The sequence below is a fragment of the Binatus sp. (SeqCode) genome (genome assembly GCF_035272065.1).
GTDB lineage: Bacteria > Desulfobacterota > Binatia > Binatales > Binataceae > Binatus.
Map to the genome: position 1 here is coordinate 71,031 of NZ_DATEQZ010000060.1, position 16,990 is coordinate 88,020.

A 16,990-nucleotide genomic window follows, 5' to 3' on the forward strand; every position below is an offset into this window, starting at 1 on the left:
CCTAAGGTCCGGGGCGGCGGCCCCAGATAAACAGCCGCTTGAAGTCGAACGTCATTGGGCCGGAAGTGCCGTAAGCCGCGTTGAGCCGCGCCGTCAACTGAGACAGAAATTCGTCGTGACGCTCTTTCGGTAGCGCGTCGAGGAAAGGCCGCAGCCCGGTCGAGCGGTACCATTGAACGACATCGACGGGCCGATCCATCGGATGATGAAAGGTCAGGTGATAGCAGTCGATGCGATCGTAGCCGAGCTGCGCGAGCATCGCAGCGTAGAACTCCGGCGGCTCTTCGTGGAAAGCGTGGTCGCGCCCGCCCAGCATCCTGTTCCACGGCACCTCGCGCGCGAGCCGGCCGATTTCCATCTTCGCGGTCTCGGTCTCGTTGGCCGGCATCTGCACGACGATCGTTCCGCCCGGGCGCAGCGCGTCGAAGCACGCGGCGAACCGCGCGCGATGGTCGGGGATCCACTGAAACGTGGCGTTCGAGAAGATCAACGTGTACGCACGATCGGCGCGAAACTCGGCAACGTTCAGTAGTTCGAATGAGACACGGCGCTTCAGCTCCGCCGGTTCGCCGTCGAGCACCTTGCGCGCCGCCTCGACCATCGCCGGCGACCCGTCAACTCCCAGCGCCGTTCCGCGCGGGCTGCGCCGCGCCAGCTCGAGCGTGTTCTCGCCGGACCCGCATCCAAGGTCGATGATTTTCTCGCCGTCGCTGAGTTTCAGCCGCGACAGAATATGCTTGACAGGTTCCGCGCGATAGCGCCGAAACCGGTTGTAGAGTTCAGGATCCCAATCAGCCATGAGCGCCGCCTCCCTGCAACGCAGCATAAGTGTCGAACGAAACGCTCACAAGCACGCTTGCGGCGGCGTCTGCAATCGTGCACAAGCATAGCCGATGAGCGATCCTTCCGAATCCCAGCCGGCCGCGGGCAAGCGCAAGCCGCGGCGCATCTTTGGCATCGGCGCAATCCTGCTCGGCGTCCCAATCCTTCTCTGGATGGGGGCAGCCTTCTTCGTCGCTCGATCATTGATGTACCCGGAGTTCCTGCGGCGCGGCGGGCAGGACGTTTTCGGACAGCATGTTCCGGCGTTCAAGCGGGGCTCGGTGAGCGACGTCGGCGCGGCGCTCGGAATCGAGCCGGAGCGCCTGGATTGCGGCGTGGTCGAAGAAGACGGTATCCGCCATCACCAGGTCAGCGTGGTCGGCTGGTATTTCCCGGGCAAGCGGCGCGAGGTGGTAGTGATCGTACCGGCCGCAGGGGCGCCCGAAGCAGCGATGATTCCGTACGCCAAGTTTCTGCTTGGCGCCGGCTACACAGTGGTTGCGGCATACAGCGCCAACAATCCGAGCTACGGCATCAACTGGGGAATGCTCAAGCGCAAATTCGCGCTGGCGACCGCGCGCACGCTTAAAGACGACGGCTTCAATAAAATCGCAGCACTCGGAATCGGGGAAGGCGCCGCCGGTGCGATCATGGCGCAAGCCGAGCAGCCGGTCTTCACCGCGATCGTCGCCGACAGTTCCTACGCGAATCTCGAACAGCTCTTCCTGCGCAGCCCGTCGATGTCGCGGCTGAATCCGGCGTTCATCAAAACGGTAATGTGGGAAGCCCAGCTATGGTTCGGCCGTCCGCTGGACAAAATCTCGCCGGCAACGGCCGCGGGCAACCTGGGCGGCTGCTCGTTGCTCATCATTCAGAATCGCGACGACCAAATGACGCCGCTCGCGGACGGCAAGGCGATTCTCGCCTCGGCTGGCTTCAACGCACAGATGTGGACGGTGCCGTCGGGCGGTCACGGCGACGCGATCTATGAGGATCCCGCCGGTTATGCCGCGCGAGTGATTAAATTCCTCGACGCGAGTTTCGAGATCGAAACGCCCGCCGCCAAGCCGCAAGGGCATTAGCGGCGGGCGCTACGTTCTGACCTACATGCGCGGCTGGCTCAGATCTGTCAGCAGCGTGTTCTTCAGCCGCTCGAACAGTTCGTCAATATTCCACGGGCCGTTGTTGTACAGGACCTTGTCGGCAATGATGTGCCGATAGCGCATGATGCGGAAGCCCGATGCGCCGAAGCATTGCCCGGTGACGTTCGCAGCGTCGTCGCTGGCGAGAAAAACCACGATCGGCGCGACGTTGGCGGGATCGCGCGGCGTGCCCTCGACCTTGTCCGACTGCGGGATTCCCGTCGCGCCCGGCATCCGGCCTGCGGGAATCGTGTCGGTCATACGCGTCGACGCGCCCGGCATGATCGCGTTCACCGTGATTCCATATTTCTGCAGCGAGTTCGCGCTCGAGTACGTCAGCCCCAGGATTCCCGCCTTGGCCGCGGCGTAGTTGGGCTGGCCGGGACTGCCGAGCGCCGAGTTCGACGAGAAGTTGATGATCCTGCCGTACTTGCGCTCGCGCATGTGCGCCGACGCCGGCTTGATCGTGCAGTAGTGCCCCTTCAGGTGCACCCGGATCACGTCGTCCCATTCCTGTTCCGACATGTTGAAGATCATGCGGTCGCGCAGGATGCCGGCCACGTTCACCAAAATGTCGAGCTTGCCGAATTCCTTGATCGCCTGGTTGACGAGACCCTCGCCGCCTTCGACGGTGCCGATGTCCATGTGATTGGAAACCGCGTTGCCGCCCGCGGCCTTGAGTTCTTTAACGACGTCGTCGGCGGGCGATTGAGTTTCCTTCTGGCCCGCGACCGTGACGCCAAGATCGTTGACTACCACTGCGCATCCCTGCGCGGCGAATGCCCTCGCGATGCCGCGGCCGATACCGCGACCGCCGCCGGTGATGGCGGCTACCTTTCCGTCGAGCTTGCCCATCGCTCAATTCTCCCTTGCGGCATAATGCCGGAATCCAAACGCGCCCAGCGTTTTGGTTCGTGTGATACAGCGCTTATACCGCAAAACTTGGCAAGCGGAACAGCCGCGCGAGAGCCTGCGACGCGGGCGTCACCCCTGTGCTCATTTCCCTGCGTGCTCACTGTATGGATTCGAGAAGACGAATTCCGTGACATCGCCCGACGTCGTCAGGCGGCCCACCTTGCCGTTGGGCTCGGTGAACCACAGCGAGCCGCCGGGACCCGCGGTGATGAAAGTCGCCATCGACTTTGCGGGCATCGGGAACGGCGTGAAATCGCCCCTCGGGGTCATGCGATAAATCAGTTGCGCGCGAATCACCGTGACCCAGAGATTTTTGTCAGTGCCCGCCGCGATTCCGAGCGGCACACCGGGGTTGGGCAACGCGTACTCCGTGATATAACCGTCAGGCGTGACCCGGCCAATTTTGTTGACCTGCGGCTGAGTGAACCACACGTTGCCGTCTGCCCCGAGCGCCATCATCGCCGGGCGGCTGTCTGGCGTCAGGATTGCGAATTCCTTGACGTTGCCGGCGGCGGTGACGCGCGCGATGCGATTCGCCTTATCTTCCGCGAACCACAGGTTGCCGTCGCTCCCGCCGACGATTTCGGCGGGACCCGCGCCCTTGGGCAGTTCGATCTCGGTCAGGGTGCCTGTCGTGCTGAGCCGCCCGATGCGATTGCCCGAATGCTCGGTGAACCACAGATTGCCGTCGGACCCCGCCGTGATTCCCGCTGGACCGCTGTCCGAGTGAGGCAATTTGACGTACGCGATTTTGCCGTCGGGTGCGACGCGCCCGATCCGATTGCCGACCGTGTCGGTAAACCAGACCGCGCCGTCGGGGCCGGCGGCGATTCGTTCGGCGAAACCGTCGGGATCGATGTGAAAGCGCTTGGTGGCGCCGTAGGGAGTCATCCTGCCTATACCGTCGCCCTGGTATTCGGTGAACCACAGATTGCCGTCGAGGCCCTCAGTGATCGCGTACGGCGCATGCGTACCGAGCGGCGCTCCCGTCGGCGTTGGCTTCGCGCTTGGAGTGGCGGCGGCAACTGCGGACCCGGGCTTCGACGGTTGTTGCGTCGAGCATCCCTGCACGATCGCGATTGCGGCGAAAATTGCGCCGAGAGTTGCGAATGCCAGCGCGCGGGTGATCGAGCGGCGGCTCAATTGACGATCCGATTCGCTCTCAGCTCGGAAATCTCACCGGCGCCGAATCCGAACTCGCCGAGAATTTCGTCGGTGTGCTGCCCGAGGTCGGGTGCATGACGCCATAGCTCGGGCTCGGTGCGCGAGAAGCGCGCAGGCGATCGCACAGCGCGCACGCGTCCCGCCTTGGGATGCTCATATTCGAAAAATGTTTCGTTCGCGACGAACTGCGGATCCTCCCATATCGAGTCGTAGTCGTTGACCGGCCCGCATGGAACGTCGGCCGCTTCGATCCGCTCGAGCCAATACGCCGACGGCTGCTTCTGGAACAGTGCTATCAGGCTCTTGATCGATCGCCTCACTCGATCGGGCCGCGGCTCATCGCCCTCGAACCATTCCGGATGCCCGACCGCTTTGAGAATCGCCGTCCAATGCTTGTCGGTCAGCGGCGCAATCGTGATAAAGCCGTCGGCCGTCTGAAACGGCTCGAGCGTGTTCATCGACGGCGCGACTCCCGCATCGTGCGGCAGATAGGTATGGCGCGACGCCGTGTCGGGCATCAGGTAGTAGGCGACGGCGTCGATCATCGCGATCTGCAGATGCTGCCCTTTGCCGCTGCGCTGCGCCTCGGTCAGTGCCGCGAGGATCGAAATCGCCGCTGTCATCGCAGTGACCTTGTCGCCAAGAATATTCTTGACCGCGCGCGGCCGCCCCTGCGTCCGCTGCGACGTCATCACTCCCGCCATCCCTTGGATAATCGGATCATACGCAGGCTTGTTCACTGAAGGGCCAGAGAACCCGTAGCCGGCGATCGAGCAATAGACAATTTTCGGATTGCGCGCCGCGACCGCGTCGTAACCGATGCCCAGCCGATCGACCACTCCCGGACGCACGTTCTGCACGACGACGTCCGCCCGCTCCGCCATCTTGAGAAACACTTCCGCGGCGCCTGGCTGCTTGAGGTCGAGCATCATCGCCCGCTTGTTGCGATTCCAGTTTAGGATGCCGACGGTAACGCCGCCACGCTCCTTGCCGGTCAACATGCGCGACACATCGCCGTCAGGCGGCTCGATTTTGATTACGTCCGCGCCAAGGTCGCCAAGCATCATGGTGCAGAACGGCCCCGACACCACCATGCTCAAATCGAGTACGCGAATTCCTTCCAATGGTCCCATACGAAGCCTCCGGGAAACGTTCCCCGAGTATTGCCAAACAGATCGCGCGGCCAAGTGATGCTTATAGTTCAACCCCCATCCGCCCCACAACTTGAGCTTCTGATCCCTCGCCCGTTATTTCACTGGAGAGGTGAGGTGAGGATTCTGCGATTCATGCACAGAAGTTGGTGCATACGCTGCAGAATCCTCACCTACCGGCCGCGATGCGGCCTGTATCAAATTGGGTGCAGGGGTCACCCCTGCCGAAGGAAGCGTGAAACCCACCGCGGGCTTCACATTCAATCGACCGATTCGGAAAAAGTACCGGAATCGAGCTTTTATTTGTTCTTATCGTAACAAGAATATCAACAACTTGTTGCTATAGAATAGTCAAGAAGTCAGCTTAGCGCTAAGAGATTGTTGGGAGAGATGGAAAACTGTTACGCCTCAGACATAGCGCGGCTGCACTCTGCTACGGCTTTGCGTGGCTGTCGATGGTCGCGTTGATTGCGATGGTCGCGATCGCCGAGCTGCTTCAGGGCGACACCGGTATCAGCGGCGACTCGCGCGATGCCGAGACTTTCGCGCGTCTGAACGTCGTCCGGCGAACGCCCCGCTAGCGCTGTCCAATCCAATCGGCGGGCGCGACCGAGCGCCATCGCGCGCGAATCGCTTCGTACTCCGCGGGCGGCAACGGTCCCGCGCCGGCGTGCGCGATGTTCCGCGCAACGCGCTCGGCCCGCGTCGTGCCGACGATCGCGGTCGTTACGCCCGCCGTGCCGAGCGTGAAGCGAAGGGCGACCTCGACCACGTCTTCGACGCCGCGATGAAGAAATTCGTAGTCGAGCTTCTGTAGCCGATCCCAATACGGCCGCGTGTACCAATCGCTCGGGGGCTGCTGGCCGTGGCGCCATGCCGCATTCGCGATCGGCCGCTTGACGATCACGCCCATCCCGCGCGCGGCCGCCTTCGGCAGCACGCGCTCGATCGCTTCCTGGTCCGCAATACTCACCGAAATCTGCAACGTGTCGAACGCGCCGCTCTCGACCGCGTACACCACCTCATCCGAGTCGCAGCTGCACCCCACGAACCGCGCCTGCCCGCGCTCGCGCGTCTTGTGCAGCACCTCGATCACGCGGCCGTCCTTTAGCGTCGCCAGCGGCGGGCTATGGAACTGCATCACATCGACGTGGTCGGTGCGCAGATTCTTCAGGCTGCGCTCGATACTCTTCGCGAGCATCGTGGGCTCCCAATCTGCCTGCGCATAACCCGCAGCGCGCTCGTCCGCTGACCCCAGCCGCGCATGCCCGCACTTCGTCATCAGCACAACTTCCGCCCGCCGCTTCTCGATCGCCTTGCCAATCAGCGCCTCGCCATCGGCATAGCACTCGGCGGTATCGATCAGGTTGATCCCGGCATCGAGCGCCGTGTTCAAAATCTTATCGACAGTTTTCTGCGCAACCGCCTGGTAGCCGATTTCAGACCCGCCAAACGCAAGCGCGCTAACCCGAAGCCCGGTCTTCCCCAACACGCGATATTCGATAGCCACAAGTTCCGAAGACTATGGGTACTCGCAAAACGACGCAAAGAATTTTCGCGGATTTTCTTTCTTGCTTTGCCTCTCCCAAAGAATTGCCTCTCCCGTTAGTGGGGAGAGGCCGATGCGCGTCCGCGCGGCGGGTGAGGGATAAAATTTTTCCGGATTCCGAATCCCCGATTATTCGCAACCGAAAGGTTGCATTTGATTGCAAGTAAGCGTTAATCTAATCGCAACCCGGAGGTTGCGTATGCCCACCAACACCGACCGCATCGAAAAACGCGTCCTGCTCCGCGCTCCGCGCGATCGCGTGTGGCGCGCGATCAGCGAATCATCCCAGTTCGGCGCCTGGTTCGGCGTCAAGTTCGACGGCCCCTTCGTACCCGGCGCCAGCATAATCGGCAGCATCGTGCCGACCACCGTCGACCCGGAAGTCGCCAAAAGCCAGAAACCCTACGAGGGCTACCGCTTCGAGTTCTCGGTCGATCGCATCGAACCGATGCGCTTCTTCTCCTTCCGCTGGCACCCGTTCGCCGTCGATCCAGCCGTCGACTACTCGAAAGAGCCCAGCACTCTCGTCGCGTTCGAGCTCGAAGAAGTCTCAGGCGGCACGATGCTGACGGTAACCGAGTCCGGCTTCGACCAGATCCCGCTTGAGCGCCGCGCCAAAGCGTTCGCCGCCAACGAACAGGGATGGGCCGCGCAGATGACGCTCATCGAAAAGTACCTCGCGCAGCAGGCGCAAGGCTGAGCCGCCCGCCATGCCACGAATGTCCATCGCCGCCGCCGCGAAACGGGCTGATGCCGCGGTCGTCTTCGCGGCACTGGGCGACGAAACCCGTTTGCGCATCGTCGCTCGGCTATGCGAGGAGGGACCGTTGTCGATCATCCACCTCGCAGCCGGCGCGACCGTCTCGCGCCAGGCGATCACGAAGCACCTGCACGCGCTCGAGGCGGCCGGCCTCGCCCGCGGCTCCCGGGCTGGCCGCGAATCCGTCTGGGAACTCCGCCCAGACCGGCTCGCCGATGTACAGCGATACCTCGATCAGATTTCGCAAGATTGGGACGCAGCGTTGGGCCGGCTCCGTGCGTTCGTGGAGTCGGACTAGCGATCACGAAAAAGGGCCGGACGTTTTTACGTCCGGCCCTTCGACCATTGCTAGCTGTGAAACGCGCTCAGGCGGCCTGCTTGGTCTCGATTGCCAGGCTCTCTTCTGCGATCGATCCGCGCTTCGAGAAGGTCACCGCGATCGCCAGCGCGATAATCGCCAACACTACAACCGCGACGCGCAGCGCCGTCACTCCCCCGAGGGCCACCGTCGTGAACGGCGCCGCCAAAATCGCTACCAGGTTCATCACCTTGATCATCGGGTTCAGCGCCGGGCCCGCCGTATCCTTGAATGGGTCGCCGACCGTGTCGCCAACGACCGACGCTTTGTGCACGTCGGTGCCCTTGCCGCCCAGGAATCCGTCCTCGACTTTTTTCTTGGCGTTGTCCCAGTTGGCGCCCGCGTTCGACATGAAGACCGCCATCAACTGACCCGTCAGAATAGTGCCGCCGAGGAACCCGCCGAGCGCGCCCGCGCCGAGACCGAAGCCGACCAGCAGTGGCGAGAAGATCGCCAGGATTCCGGGTCCGAGCAGTTCTTTCTGCGACGCTGCCGTGACGATATCGACGCACGCGCCGTAGTCGGGCAGCTCCTTGCCCTCCATAATCCCCGGATGCTCGCGGAGCTGGCGCCGGACCTCGAACACGATCTGGTACGCCGCGCGGCTCACCGCCTTAATCGCGAACGAGCTGAACAGGAACGGCACCGCGCCGCCGATCATCAACCCGACGAACACAGTGGGCATGTTGATCTGCACGCCAATCGCGCCGAGATGCGCCTCGTCGATAAACGACCGGAACAGCGATACCGCCGCGAGCACCGCGGTCGCAATCGCGAGGCCCTTGGTCAGCGCCTTGGTCGTGTTGCCGATCGCGTCCATCCACGACAGCGTCTTCGACGCCTCCTCCTGATGGATTCCACCCATCTCGAAGATGCCGTGGGCGTTGTCAGTGATCGGCCCGTAGGTGTCCATCGCGAGGATGAAGCCGGTGGTGGTGAGCAGGCCGAGTCCGGTCAGCGCGATTCCGTAAAACTGCAGCGCGAGCGACTCGTGGAAAATCGCCATCGCGCCGATAATCGCGGCCGCGATCACCAGCAGCGCCCATACCGACGACTCGAGTCCCTCGGCCATGCCCGACAGGATCAGCGTAGCCGGGCCGGTGCGCGCCGCCATCGCGGTTTCGGTGACCGGGCCTTTATCGGGATGCGTGAAATAGTTGGTGAGCCACAGGGTCACGACCGCGAGAATGATTCCGAGCGACGCGCAGCAGGCGAAGCGCCAATCGGTCGCGCCCGTGCGCGGGTCGTCGAGGTAGAGATAGTTCACGACGAAGAATCCGATCACTGACGCGACCGCCGAGGTCATGTACCCGATGTTGATCGGGCGCATCGGATCGAGCATTTTGCCCGCCGGCACGCGCACCGCGATGATCCCGATGATCGACGAAAACACGCCGACGCCGCGCAGTATCAGCGCGAACATGATCAGCTTGACGGCGAACATGCCCGCGTATTGCCCATACGCCGCGATAAAGTCCGACTCCTGCAGCGCGTAGGCGGCCAGGATGATCGCGGCGACCAGCGTCACCTCGTAGGACTCGAAGACGTCGGCCGCCATGCCGGCGCAGTCGCCGACGTTGTCGCCAACGTTGTCGGCAATCGTGGCGGGATTGCGCGGATCATCTTCAGGTAGATCCTGCTCGATCTTGCCGACCAGGTCGCCGCCGACGTCCGCCGCCTTGGTGTAGATTCCGCCGCCGACGCGCATGAACAATGCCGCCAGCGATCCGCCGAAACCGAAGCCGACCAGCACCTTCATCGCGTTTTCGCGGAACACCAAAAAGATGATCGTCGCGCCGAGCAATCCAAGCCCGACCGTGAACATCCCCGACACTCCGCCCGCCTTGAACGCGAGTTCCATCGCGTCCTTGAAGCTGGTCAGCGCCGCGTTGGCGCTGCGGACGTTGCCCTTGACCGCCAGCCACATCCCGACGTAACCGGCGCCGTACGATGCGGCGACGCCCATCAGGAACGCGATCGAGATGCCCAGCGGGAGCGTCAGGCCCTCATACACGTTGCGGTACATAAGGAACAACGCGACGAAGATGACGGCGACGAACCAGACCATGGTTCTGACTTGCCGTCCGAGGTACGCCATCGCGCCGAGTTCGATAGCGTCGGACACGTCGGTCATTGATTTGGGTCCGGGGTCGGCGGCCAGCACTACGCGTATCAGCACGACTCCGTAGGCCAGCGCGACCAGCGCTGAGACCAGCACCAGCCACAGGATCATTACCTGTCCGCTGGTTAAAGTGGGCAGAACGATATTCGATTCGCTCATCGGTTAATCCGGGTCTCCTGAAAAATTCGAGGTTTGACTAAGGGCGGCGCCCGCTGCGCAAATCAATCGCCGTTAATAGCCGGGCGATCACCCTCTGGGTATCTGGCGCAGTCTAGGTTTTCCTGAAACCGAAGTCCATATCGGCAGGTATCCCCCTTTGTCATCCTGACCGCAGCGAGCAACGCTCTTCTGTCATCCTGCCCGAAGCAAGCAACGCTCACTGTCATCCTGACCTAAGCGAGCAATGCGAGCGGATGGAAGGATGACGCGGAGCGCTCGCGCGCAATTTCGCGCTCTTCGGTTGATTCCTCTAATCGCGGTATGTTTATCTATAGAGTTCAACTGCCATGAATGTAAATATCGAAGAACCCAACAGTCTCCGGCGCAAACTTACGATTGAAGTCGAGCCCGACGAAATCAAGCATGAGCTGGATCGCGCCTACAACGAACTCAAACGCGGCGCGGTGCTCAAGGGCTTTCGCCCCGGCCATGCGCCGCGCAACCTGCTCGAGCGATTTTTCGGCGAACAAGTCCGCGGCGAGGTAGTTCAGAAGCTCGTCGAGGAATACACGAAGAAAGCGCTCGAGGAACACGACCTCAAGCCCGTGGTCGCGCCCGAAATCGTCACCGAACAGACCGACCTGCAAAAGGACCTCGCGCTCAAGTTCAGCGCGACCTTCGACCTGCGTCCCAAGATCGAGGTCAAGGACTACGAGGGGCTCAAGGTGCCCGAATCCAGGGTCGAAGTCACCGACGAGCAGGTCGAAGAGGCGATCGAGCGATTTCGCTTGCGACAGGCGACGCTCAAGAAGGTCGAGGATCGCACGATCGTCGAGGAAGGCGACTATGCGCTCGCGTCGGTCGAGGCATTCGAAAACGGCAAGCCGATGTCGCACACGAAGCCCGACGATCGGCTGGTCGAGGTCTCAGAGCGCGCGCTTGCACACGGCGTTCACGAAGCACTCATCGGCGCTGAGCTGAACAAAGAGATGAAGGCCTCGAAGACGTACCCGCCGGAGTACAGCCAGAAAGAGCTGGCCGGCAAGACGATCGAATGGCGCGCGACGCCCAAGGAAATCTACCGGCGCGAGCTGCCGACCGTCGATGACGACTTCGCCAAGGACCTCGGCGACGAGAATCTCGAGGCTTTCCGCACCCGCGTTCGCAGCGAGCTGCTCGCACATGCGAAGCAGGAGGCCGACGCGCGCGTCCGCCAGGGGCTGCTCGATCTCGTGATCGAGCGCAACCCAGTCGAGCTGCCCGAGTCGCTGGTCGCGCGCGAGGTGAGCGCGATGGAAGCCGAGCTGCATCAGACGCTCGAATCCGGCGGCCTGTCGCATGAGGACGCCACCGAGCGGGTCAAGCAGAGTGCTGACGATCTGAAGACGCGGGCCGAGAAGCGCGCGCGCACAGCGCTGATTGTGGACGCGCTCGCGGAGCAGGAGAAAATCGAAGTCAACGACGAAGAGCTTGGCGACCGTGTGGCTCAGATCGTCACGCAGAGCGGACGCAATCGCGACCGCGCCGCCGAATTTTATCGCAAGGAAGAAAATCGCGAGGCGCTGCGTCAATCGATGCGCCGCGAGAAGGCGCTCGACTTTATTTTGAGCCGCGCCAAGCGTGAAGATGCTTCGTCCGAACCGCGTGAAGAAGGTTCATCTGAGCCGAGGTAGCATCATTGCTACGCTCTTCGGAGGCAGGCACGGTTGCTCCCCCATTTCCGAGTGGTTACAATTTGAAGGCGTCAGCGGCCTTCTCTTAATCGTTGTCGGAACCGGGCTGTGGCGCGGGTTGGAGGTATGAGCAACCTGGTACCGATGGTCGTCGAACAGACTGGGCGCGGAGAGCGGGCCTACGACATCTACTCTCGCCTGCTCAAGGACCGCATCGTCTTTCTCGGCACCGAGATCAACGACGATGTGGCCAACCTGATAACGGCGCAGTTCCTGTTCCTCGAGTCCGAAGATCCCGAAAAAGAAATCAACTTTTACATCAACTCACCCGGTGGGTCGGTGACGGCCGGGATGGCAATTTACGACACGATGGAGTTCATTCGGCCGCCGGTCTCGACGCTATGCCTGGGCCAGGCTGCCAGCATGGCGGCGATCATGCTGCTGGCGGGTGCGAAGGGACGACGCTACGCTCTGCCGCATTCGCGCATCATCCTGCATCAGCCGCTGGGCGGGATGCAGGGTCAGGCGAGCGATCTGGAAATACACGCGAAGGAAATTTTGCACGCGCGGGAGGAAATCAACAACATCATAATGAAGCATACGGGACAGAACCTGCGTAAGATCGAAAAAGACACCGATCGCGATTACTTCATGGCGCCGAATCAGGCGGTTGAATACGGACTGATTGATGAGGTAATCGTTAGCCGAAGGGCGTCCAAGTGAGCCGCGGGAGGCAGTATGGCCAAGCATGACGACCGCTCGGGCAACCTGGTTTGCTCGTTTTGCGGCAAGAGCCAGGACGAAGTTCGAAAGCTGATTGCCGGCCCAACGGTTTATATTTGCGACGAATGCATCGACCTCTGTAACGATATAATCGCCGAGGAGACTGACAGCGAGGAAGCGTTCAGCCAAAGTTCCGCGGTGCCCAAGCCCGCCGAAATCAAGCGGGTGCTCGACCAGTACGTGATCGGACAGGAGCGCGCCAAGAAAATTCTCTCGGTCGCGGTCCACAATCACTACAAGCGAATCGACTCGCAGATGGTGACCGGCGACGTCGAGCTGCAGAAATCCAACATCCTGCTGATCGGACCGACCGGCGTCGGCAAGACTCTCCTGGCGCAAACCCTCGCGCGCTTTTTACAGGTTCCGTTTACCATCGCCGATGCCACCTCGCTGACCGAGGCCGGCTATGTCGGCGAGGACGTCGAGAACATCATACTATCGCTGCTGCAGAACGCCGATTACGACATCGAGCGATGCCAGCGCGGCATCGTGTACATCGATGAGATCGACAAGATCGCGCGCAAGGGCGACAACCCGTCGATCACGCGCGACGTGTCGGGCGAAGGCGTCCAGCAGGCTCTCCTGAAAATCATCGAGGGCACGATGGCCTCGGTGCCGCCCAAGGGCGGCCGCAAGCATCCGCAGCAGGAGTTCCTGCAGGTTGATACGACCAACATCCTGTTCATTTGCGGCGGCGCGTTCGTCGGACTCGACGACATTATCCGGCGGCGCATCTCGGGCAAGACGATGGGCTTCCGCGCCGATTTGACCCATCGCGATCCCAAGACGGTCTCCGAGCTTCTATACGAAGTGCAGCCGGAGGACTTGCTCAAGTTCGGATTGATTCCGGAGTTCGTCGGCCGCCTGCCCGTCATCGCGACGCTGGGCGAGCTGGACGAGGAAGCTCTGGTCCGAATCCTCACGGAGCCGAAGAACGCGCTGGTGCGCCAGTATCAGAAGTTGTTCGACATGGAGAACGTTCACCTGAAATTCACCCAGGGTGCGCTGCGCGCAATCTCGCGCGAGGCGCTCAAGCGCAAGTCGGGCGCCCGCGGACTGCGCGCCATCATGGAAGCGATCATGGTGGACCTGATGTACGAAATCCCCTCACAACCCAACATCAAGGAGGTGCTGATATCGGAGGAAGTGGTTACTCAGAAGGAGCAGCCGCTGTTAGTCTATCAAAAGACCGCCGAAACCGCATAGCTCGGGAGACTCGAAGTACAAGATGCTTTTTCGCAACGACAAAAAAGATAATCGCGATGCAACGTCGAACATCGTTCCCTTGTTCCCGTTGCGCGAACTGATCGTATTCCCGCATGAAGTCTATCCAATCTTCGTCGGCCGCCAGAAGTCGATTAAGGCTCTGGAAGCCGCCGAGGCGAAGAAGACTCCCATCCTGCTGGTGACGCAGAAGGACCCCAAGGTTGCAGAGCCTGCGCCCGGCGACCTCTACACCGTCGGCACGCTCGGCGTGGTCGTGCAGTTGCTGCGATTGCCCGACGGCACCGTCAAGGCGCTGGTCGAAGGCAAGAAGCGCGCGCGCGTGCTCCGCTACGTCGCCGACGAGGAATATTTCCAGGTCGAGGCCGAAGAGATCGAGGAGGTCAGCGACCGCAGCACCGAAGTTGAGGCGTTGATGCGCTCGGTGGTCTCGACCTTCGACAACTATGCCCGGCTCAACAAGAAGATCCCTCCCGAGATGGTGACCTCGATCGCGGCTGTGGACGACCCCGCGTTCCTGGCCGACAAGCTGGTCGGACATCTTGGGATCAAGCTCGAAGACAAGCAGGCGTTGCTCGAATCGACCAACCCGGCCGAGCGGCTCGAGAAGATCCTCGGCTACATGCGCTCGGAGCTGGAAATTCTCGAGGTCGAAAAACGCATCCGCTCGCGCGTCAAAAAGCAGATGGAGAAGACGTCCAAAGAGTATTACCTCAACGAGCAGATGCGCGCGATCCAGAAGGAGCTCGGCGAGAAGGACGAATTCAAAAACGAGATTCAGGAGTTGGAAGAAAAACTGCGGCAGAAGAAGATGCCGGCCGAGGCGCGCGAGAAGTGCGAGCGCGAGATCAAGAAGCTCAAGATGATGTCGCCGATGTCGGCCGAGGCCACCGTCGTGCGCAACTACCTCGACTGGTTTCTCGCGCTGCCGTGGTTCGAGTACACCGAGGACAAGCTCGACATCAAGGAAGCCGAGCGCGTGCTCGAGGAAGATCATTACGGGCTCGAGAAGGTCAAACAGCGCATCCTCGAGTACCTGGCTGTTGAAACGTTAGTGGGTCAGATGAAGGGACCGATCCTGTGCCTGGTCGGACCTCCGGGCGTCGGCAAGACCTCGCTCGGCAAGTCGGTAGCGCGCGCGACCGGACGTAAATTCGTGCGCGTGTCGCTCGGCGGCGTGCGCGACGAAGCTGAAATCCGCGGGCATCGGCGCACCTACATCGGCGCTCTGCCGGGCAAGGTGATCCAGTCGGTGCGCAAGGCGGGCTCGTCAAATCCCGTGCTGCTGTTCGACGAAGTGGACAAGATGTCGACCGACTTCCGCGGCGACCCGTCGTCGGCGTTGCTCGAAGTTCTCGATCCGGAGCAGAACTGTACGTTCAACGATCACTATCTCGACTGCGATTACGATTTGTCGAAAGTGATGTTCATCACGACGGCGAATACGCTCGACCGGATTCCGCGGCCGCTGCAGGACAGAATGGAAGTCATCCGGATCCCCGGCTACACGGAAACGGAGAAGCTCAACATCGCGAAAAAGTACCTGCTGAAGAAGCAGCAGGAGGCCAACGGGCTGCGGCCGGAGAACATCGAGGTGTCCGACGGCGCAATCCAGGGCATCATCCGCCATTACACGCGCGAAGCGGGCGTCAGAAATCTCGAGCGCGAGCTCGCGTCGATCTGCCGCAAGGTTGCGGTCGAGGTCGTCAAGACGGATCGCAACGCGCACGTCAAGGTTTCGAGCTCGAGCCTGGGCAAGTACCTGGGCGTTCCAAAGTTCCGCTACGGCACGGCGGAGACGGTACCGCAGGTGGGTGTTGCAACTGGGCTGGCGTGGACGGAACTTGGCGGCGAGTTGCTCAGCGTCGAAGTAACGATCGTGCCAGGACGCGGCAAACTGACTATTACCGGACAGCTCGGCGACGTGATGCAGGAGTCGGCGCAGGCGGCGCTCTCCTATGTGCGTTCGCGGGCCGAGGTGCTCGGCCTCGATCGCGGCTTCTACCATCGCATCGACATTCACATTCACATTCCCGAAGGCGCGATCCCCAAGGACGGGCCGTCGGCGGGGATCACGCTGGCGACCGCACTGGTGTCGGCGCTCACTCGCTCGCCGATTCGCAACGACCTTGCGATGACGGGCGAGATCACGCTGCGCGGACGGGTGCTGCCGATCGGCGGACTGAAGGAGAAGGTGCTCGCGGCGCATCGCGGCGGTATCAAGACGATCCTGATACCCAGGGACAACGCCAAGGACATCGAGGAGATTCCGCCGCAGATCATGAAGGGCATCACGTTGATCCAGGTCGAGCACATGGACGAAGTGCTAAAGCACGCGCTGGTGCTGACCAACCCGGATACGTTCTTCAAGCCGGGCAAGGGTGACAGCGACCTGGCGTTCCTGCGCGAGCCGGAACCGAAGGTCCCGATGACACCGGGGGACGAAGACGATACAAGTGCATCGACGAACCTGTCGTAGGTTCTGAGCGGGGGATACCGCGAATTCCGGTGGGACCGGAAGCGCGCGGCTCAAATTTGCGGTCGCGGATTTTCGGAAGGCCGCCGAAGGTTACATATGACCAAGGCTGAACTCATAGAGGCGTTGTCAAACAAACTTCCCCTCAACAAGGCCGACGCCGAACGCGCAATTAACATCGTGCTCGACGACGTGATCGCCGCGCTGCGGCAGGGGGAGCGCGTCAACATATCGGGCTTTGGGACGTTTTCGGTATCGGAACGGCAGGCGCGTACCGGACGCAATCCAAAGACCGGAGAGTCGATCGAGATAGCCGCGAGCAGGTCGGCGAAGTTCAAGCCCGGCAAGCAGTTGAAGGACTCGCTCAACGAAGGCGTCGGCGCGGCGCCGGCGTCGTCGTCGCCGTCGACTGGTTCGTGACGGGCGCTATCGCAGCGATCGATCCAATTCACTGAAAAAGAAAAAACGGCCCGCGTGTCGATGACACACGTGGCCGTCTTTTTTGCTAACATTTCGGGCGCGGGCGGTTAGCTCAGTGGTAGAGCATCGGCCTTACAAGCCGGGGGTCGCAGGTTCGAAACCTGCACCGCCCACCAATAAGATCAAGCAAGAATCTCAACCAGTACGCTTCGACGCGCTTGTAGAAGCTCGTCGTTTTTTCTCTCGCGGCATACGCGTTCTCTTTTGTTTGC

The 16,990-nt window shown here is 61.6% G+C and carries 15 protein-coding genes and 1 tRNA gene; 10 read left to right on the forward strand and 6 right to left on the reverse strand.

All coding sequences use genetic code 11. The features are described from left to right. Position 1 precedes the first annotated feature (1 nt). A complete protein-coding gene (locus tag VJX68_RS12055) occupies positions 2-799 on the reverse strand; it encodes a methyltransferase domain-containing protein (RefSeq protein ID WP_324095945.1) in 798 nt (265 codons plus the stop codon). Positions 800-893: 94 nt separating this feature from the next. Here VJX68_RS12055 and VJX68_RS12060 point away from each other — a divergent pair, with 94 nt between their 5' ends. Further along, complete coding sequence (locus tag VJX68_RS12060) at positions 894-1,904, forward strand: alpha/beta hydrolase (RefSeq protein WP_324095946.1); 1,011 nt, start codon at positions 894-896, stop codon at positions 1,902-1,904. A gap of 21 nt (positions 1,905-1,925) precedes the next feature. Here VJX68_RS12060 and VJX68_RS12065 read toward each other — a convergent pair whose 3' ends face one another. The 3 genes from VJX68_RS12065 to VJX68_RS12075 all read right to left on the reverse strand — a co-directional run bounded on the left by VJX68_RS12065 (position 1,926) and on the right by VJX68_RS12075 (position 5,176). Further along, positions 1,926-2,819 carry an SDR family NAD(P)-dependent oxidoreductase gene (locus VJX68_RS12065; RefSeq protein WP_324095947.1) on the reverse strand — a complete coding sequence of 298 codons (894 nt, stop codon included), beginning with the start codon at positions 2,817-2,819 and terminating at the stop codon, positions 1,926-1,928. 141 nt (positions 2,820-2,960) lie between these two features. Further along, entirely contained in the window at positions 2,961-4,022 is a 1,062-nt protein-coding gene (locus VJX68_RS12070; protein WP_324095948.1) for a Vgb family protein, read from the reverse strand. Next, positions 4,019-5,176, reverse strand: a complete 1,158-nt coding sequence (locus VJX68_RS12075; protein WP_324095949.1) for a CaiB/BaiF CoA transferase family protein — start codon at positions 5,174-5,176, stop codon at positions 4,019-4,021. Before VJX68_RS12075 ends, VJX68_RS12070 begins: the two co-directional genes overlap by 4 nt. 473 nt (positions 5,177-5,649) lie before the next feature. Between VJX68_RS12075 and VJX68_RS12080 the strand changes: the two genes are divergently transcribed. After that, positions 5,650-5,775: a hypothetical protein gene (locus tag VJX68_RS12080; protein WP_324095950.1), complete on the forward strand. Its 126-nt coding sequence runs from the start codon at positions 5,650-5,652 to the stop codon at positions 5,773-5,775. Here the strand turns inward: VJX68_RS12080 and VJX68_RS12085 are convergent. Continuing rightward, the gene (locus VJX68_RS12085) at positions 5,772-6,698 is read right to left on the reverse strand and encodes an aldo/keto reductase (RefSeq protein ID WP_414643482.1); all 927 of its coding nucleotides are present in this window, start codon (positions 6,696-6,698) and stop codon (positions 5,772-5,774) included. The genes VJX68_RS12080 and VJX68_RS12085 overlap by 4 nt on opposite strands. 244 nt (positions 6,699-6,942) lie before the next feature. Here VJX68_RS12085 and VJX68_RS12090 point away from each other — a divergent pair, with 244 nt between their 5' ends. Then, positions 6,943-7,443: an SRPBCC family protein gene (locus VJX68_RS12090; RefSeq protein ID WP_324095952.1), complete on the forward strand. Its 501-nt coding sequence runs from the start codon at positions 6,943-6,945 to the stop codon at positions 7,441-7,443. A 10-nt stretch (positions 7,444-7,453) separates the two neighbouring features. Beyond that, complete coding sequence (locus tag VJX68_RS12095; protein ID WP_324095953.1) at positions 7,454-7,801, forward strand: ArsR/SmtB family transcription factor; 348 nt, start codon at positions 7,454-7,456, stop codon at positions 7,799-7,801. A gap of 67 nt (positions 7,802-7,868) precedes the next feature. On the opposite strand, the gene VJX68_RS12100 is transcribed toward VJX68_RS12095, so the two are convergent. Next, positions 7,869-10,142 (reverse strand): sodium-translocating pyrophosphatase, encoded by a 2,274-nt coding sequence (locus VJX68_RS12100; RefSeq protein WP_324095954.1) that lies wholly within the window; start codon positions 10,140-10,142, stop codon positions 7,869-7,871. 347 nt (positions 10,143-10,489) lie between these two features. Here VJX68_RS12100 and tig point away from each other — a divergent pair, with 347 nt between their 5' ends. The 6 genes from tig (at position 10,490) to VJX68_RS12130 (ending at position 16,894) form a co-directional block, all read left to right on the forward strand. Continuing rightward, positions 10,490-11,815, forward strand: coding sequence for a trigger factor (gene tig / locus VJX68_RS12105; protein ID WP_324095955.1), 1,326 nt, complete (start codon positions 10,490-10,492; stop codon positions 11,813-11,815). A 126-nt stretch (positions 11,816-11,941) separates the two neighbouring features. Continuing rightward, the gene (gene clpP, locus VJX68_RS12110; RefSeq protein ID WP_324095956.1) at positions 11,942-12,538 is read left to right on the forward strand and encodes an ATP-dependent Clp endopeptidase proteolytic subunit ClpP; all 597 of its coding nucleotides are present in this window, start codon (positions 11,942-11,944) and stop codon (positions 12,536-12,538) included. A gap of 15 nt (positions 12,539-12,553) precedes the next feature. After that, positions 12,554-13,804 carry an ATP-dependent Clp protease ATP-binding subunit ClpX gene (clpX, locus tag VJX68_RS12115; protein ID WP_324095957.1) on the forward strand — a complete coding sequence of 417 codons (1,251 nt, stop codon included), beginning with the start codon at positions 12,554-12,556 and terminating at the stop codon, positions 13,802-13,804. Positions 13,805-13,826: 22 nt separating this feature from the next. Further along, positions 13,827-16,301 carry an endopeptidase La gene (gene lon, locus VJX68_RS12120; protein WP_324095958.1) on the forward strand — a complete coding sequence of 825 codons (2,475 nt, stop codon included), beginning with the start codon at positions 13,827-13,829 and terminating at the stop codon, positions 16,299-16,301. A 96-nt stretch (positions 16,302-16,397) separates the two neighbouring features. Further along, a complete protein-coding gene (locus tag VJX68_RS12125; RefSeq protein WP_324095959.1) occupies positions 16,398-16,718 on the forward strand; it encodes an HU family DNA-binding protein in 321 nt (106 codons plus the stop codon). A gap of 101 nt (positions 16,719-16,819) precedes the next feature. Further along, a tRNA-Val gene (locus VJX68_RS12130) sits at positions 16,820-16,894 on the forward strand. Positions 16,895-16,990: the final 96 nt, after the last annotated feature.

Bases quoted from the DNA above. Each gene is read 5' to 3' on its own strand.
- VJX68_RS12055 (WP_324095945.1), bottom strand. From the start codon at position 799: ATGGCTGATTGGGATCCTGAACTCTACAACCGGTTTCGGCGCTATCGC.
- tig (WP_324095955.1), top strand. From the start codon at position 10,490: ATGAATGTAAATATCGAAGAACCCAACAGTCTCCGGCGCAAACTTACG.
- VJX68_RS12075 (WP_324095949.1), bottom strand. From the start codon at position 5,176: ATGGGACCATTGGAAGGAATTCGCGTACTCGATTTGAGCATGGTGGTG.
- VJX68_RS12095 (WP_324095953.1), top strand. From the start codon at position 7,454: ATGCCACGAATGTCCATCGCCGCCGCCGCGAAACGGGCTGATGCCGCG.
- VJX68_RS12090 (WP_324095952.1), top strand. From the start codon at position 6,943: ATGCCCACCAACACCGACCGCATCGAAAAACGCGTCCTGCTCCGCGCT.
- VJX68_RS12060 (WP_324095946.1), top strand. From the start codon at position 894: ATGAGCGATCCTTCCGAATCCCAGCCGGCCGCGGGCAAGCGCAAGCCG.
- clpP (WP_324095956.1), top strand. From the start codon at position 11,942: ATGAGCAACCTGGTACCGATGGTCGTCGAACAGACTGGGCGCGGAGAG.
- VJX68_RS12065 (WP_324095947.1), bottom strand. From the start codon at position 2,819: ATGGGCAAGCTCGACGGAAAGGTAGCCGCCATCACCGGCGGCGGTCGC.
- VJX68_RS12125 (WP_324095959.1), top strand. From the start codon at position 16,398: ATGACCAAGGCTGAACTCATAGAGGCGTTGTCAAACAAACTTCCCCTC.
- lon (WP_324095958.1), top strand. From the start codon at position 13,827: ATGCTTTTTCGCAACGACAAAAAAGATAATCGCGATGCAACGTCGAAC.
- VJX68_RS12080 (WP_324095950.1), top strand. From the start codon at position 5,650: ATGGTCGCGTTGATTGCGATGGTCGCGATCGCCGAGCTGCTTCAGGGC.
- clpX (WP_324095957.1), top strand. From the start codon at position 12,554: ATGGCCAAGCATGACGACCGCTCGGGCAACCTGGTTTGCTCGTTTTGC.
- VJX68_RS12100 (WP_324095954.1), bottom strand. From the start codon at position 10,142: ATGAGCGAATCGAATATCGTTCTGCCCACTTTAACCAGCGGACAGGTA.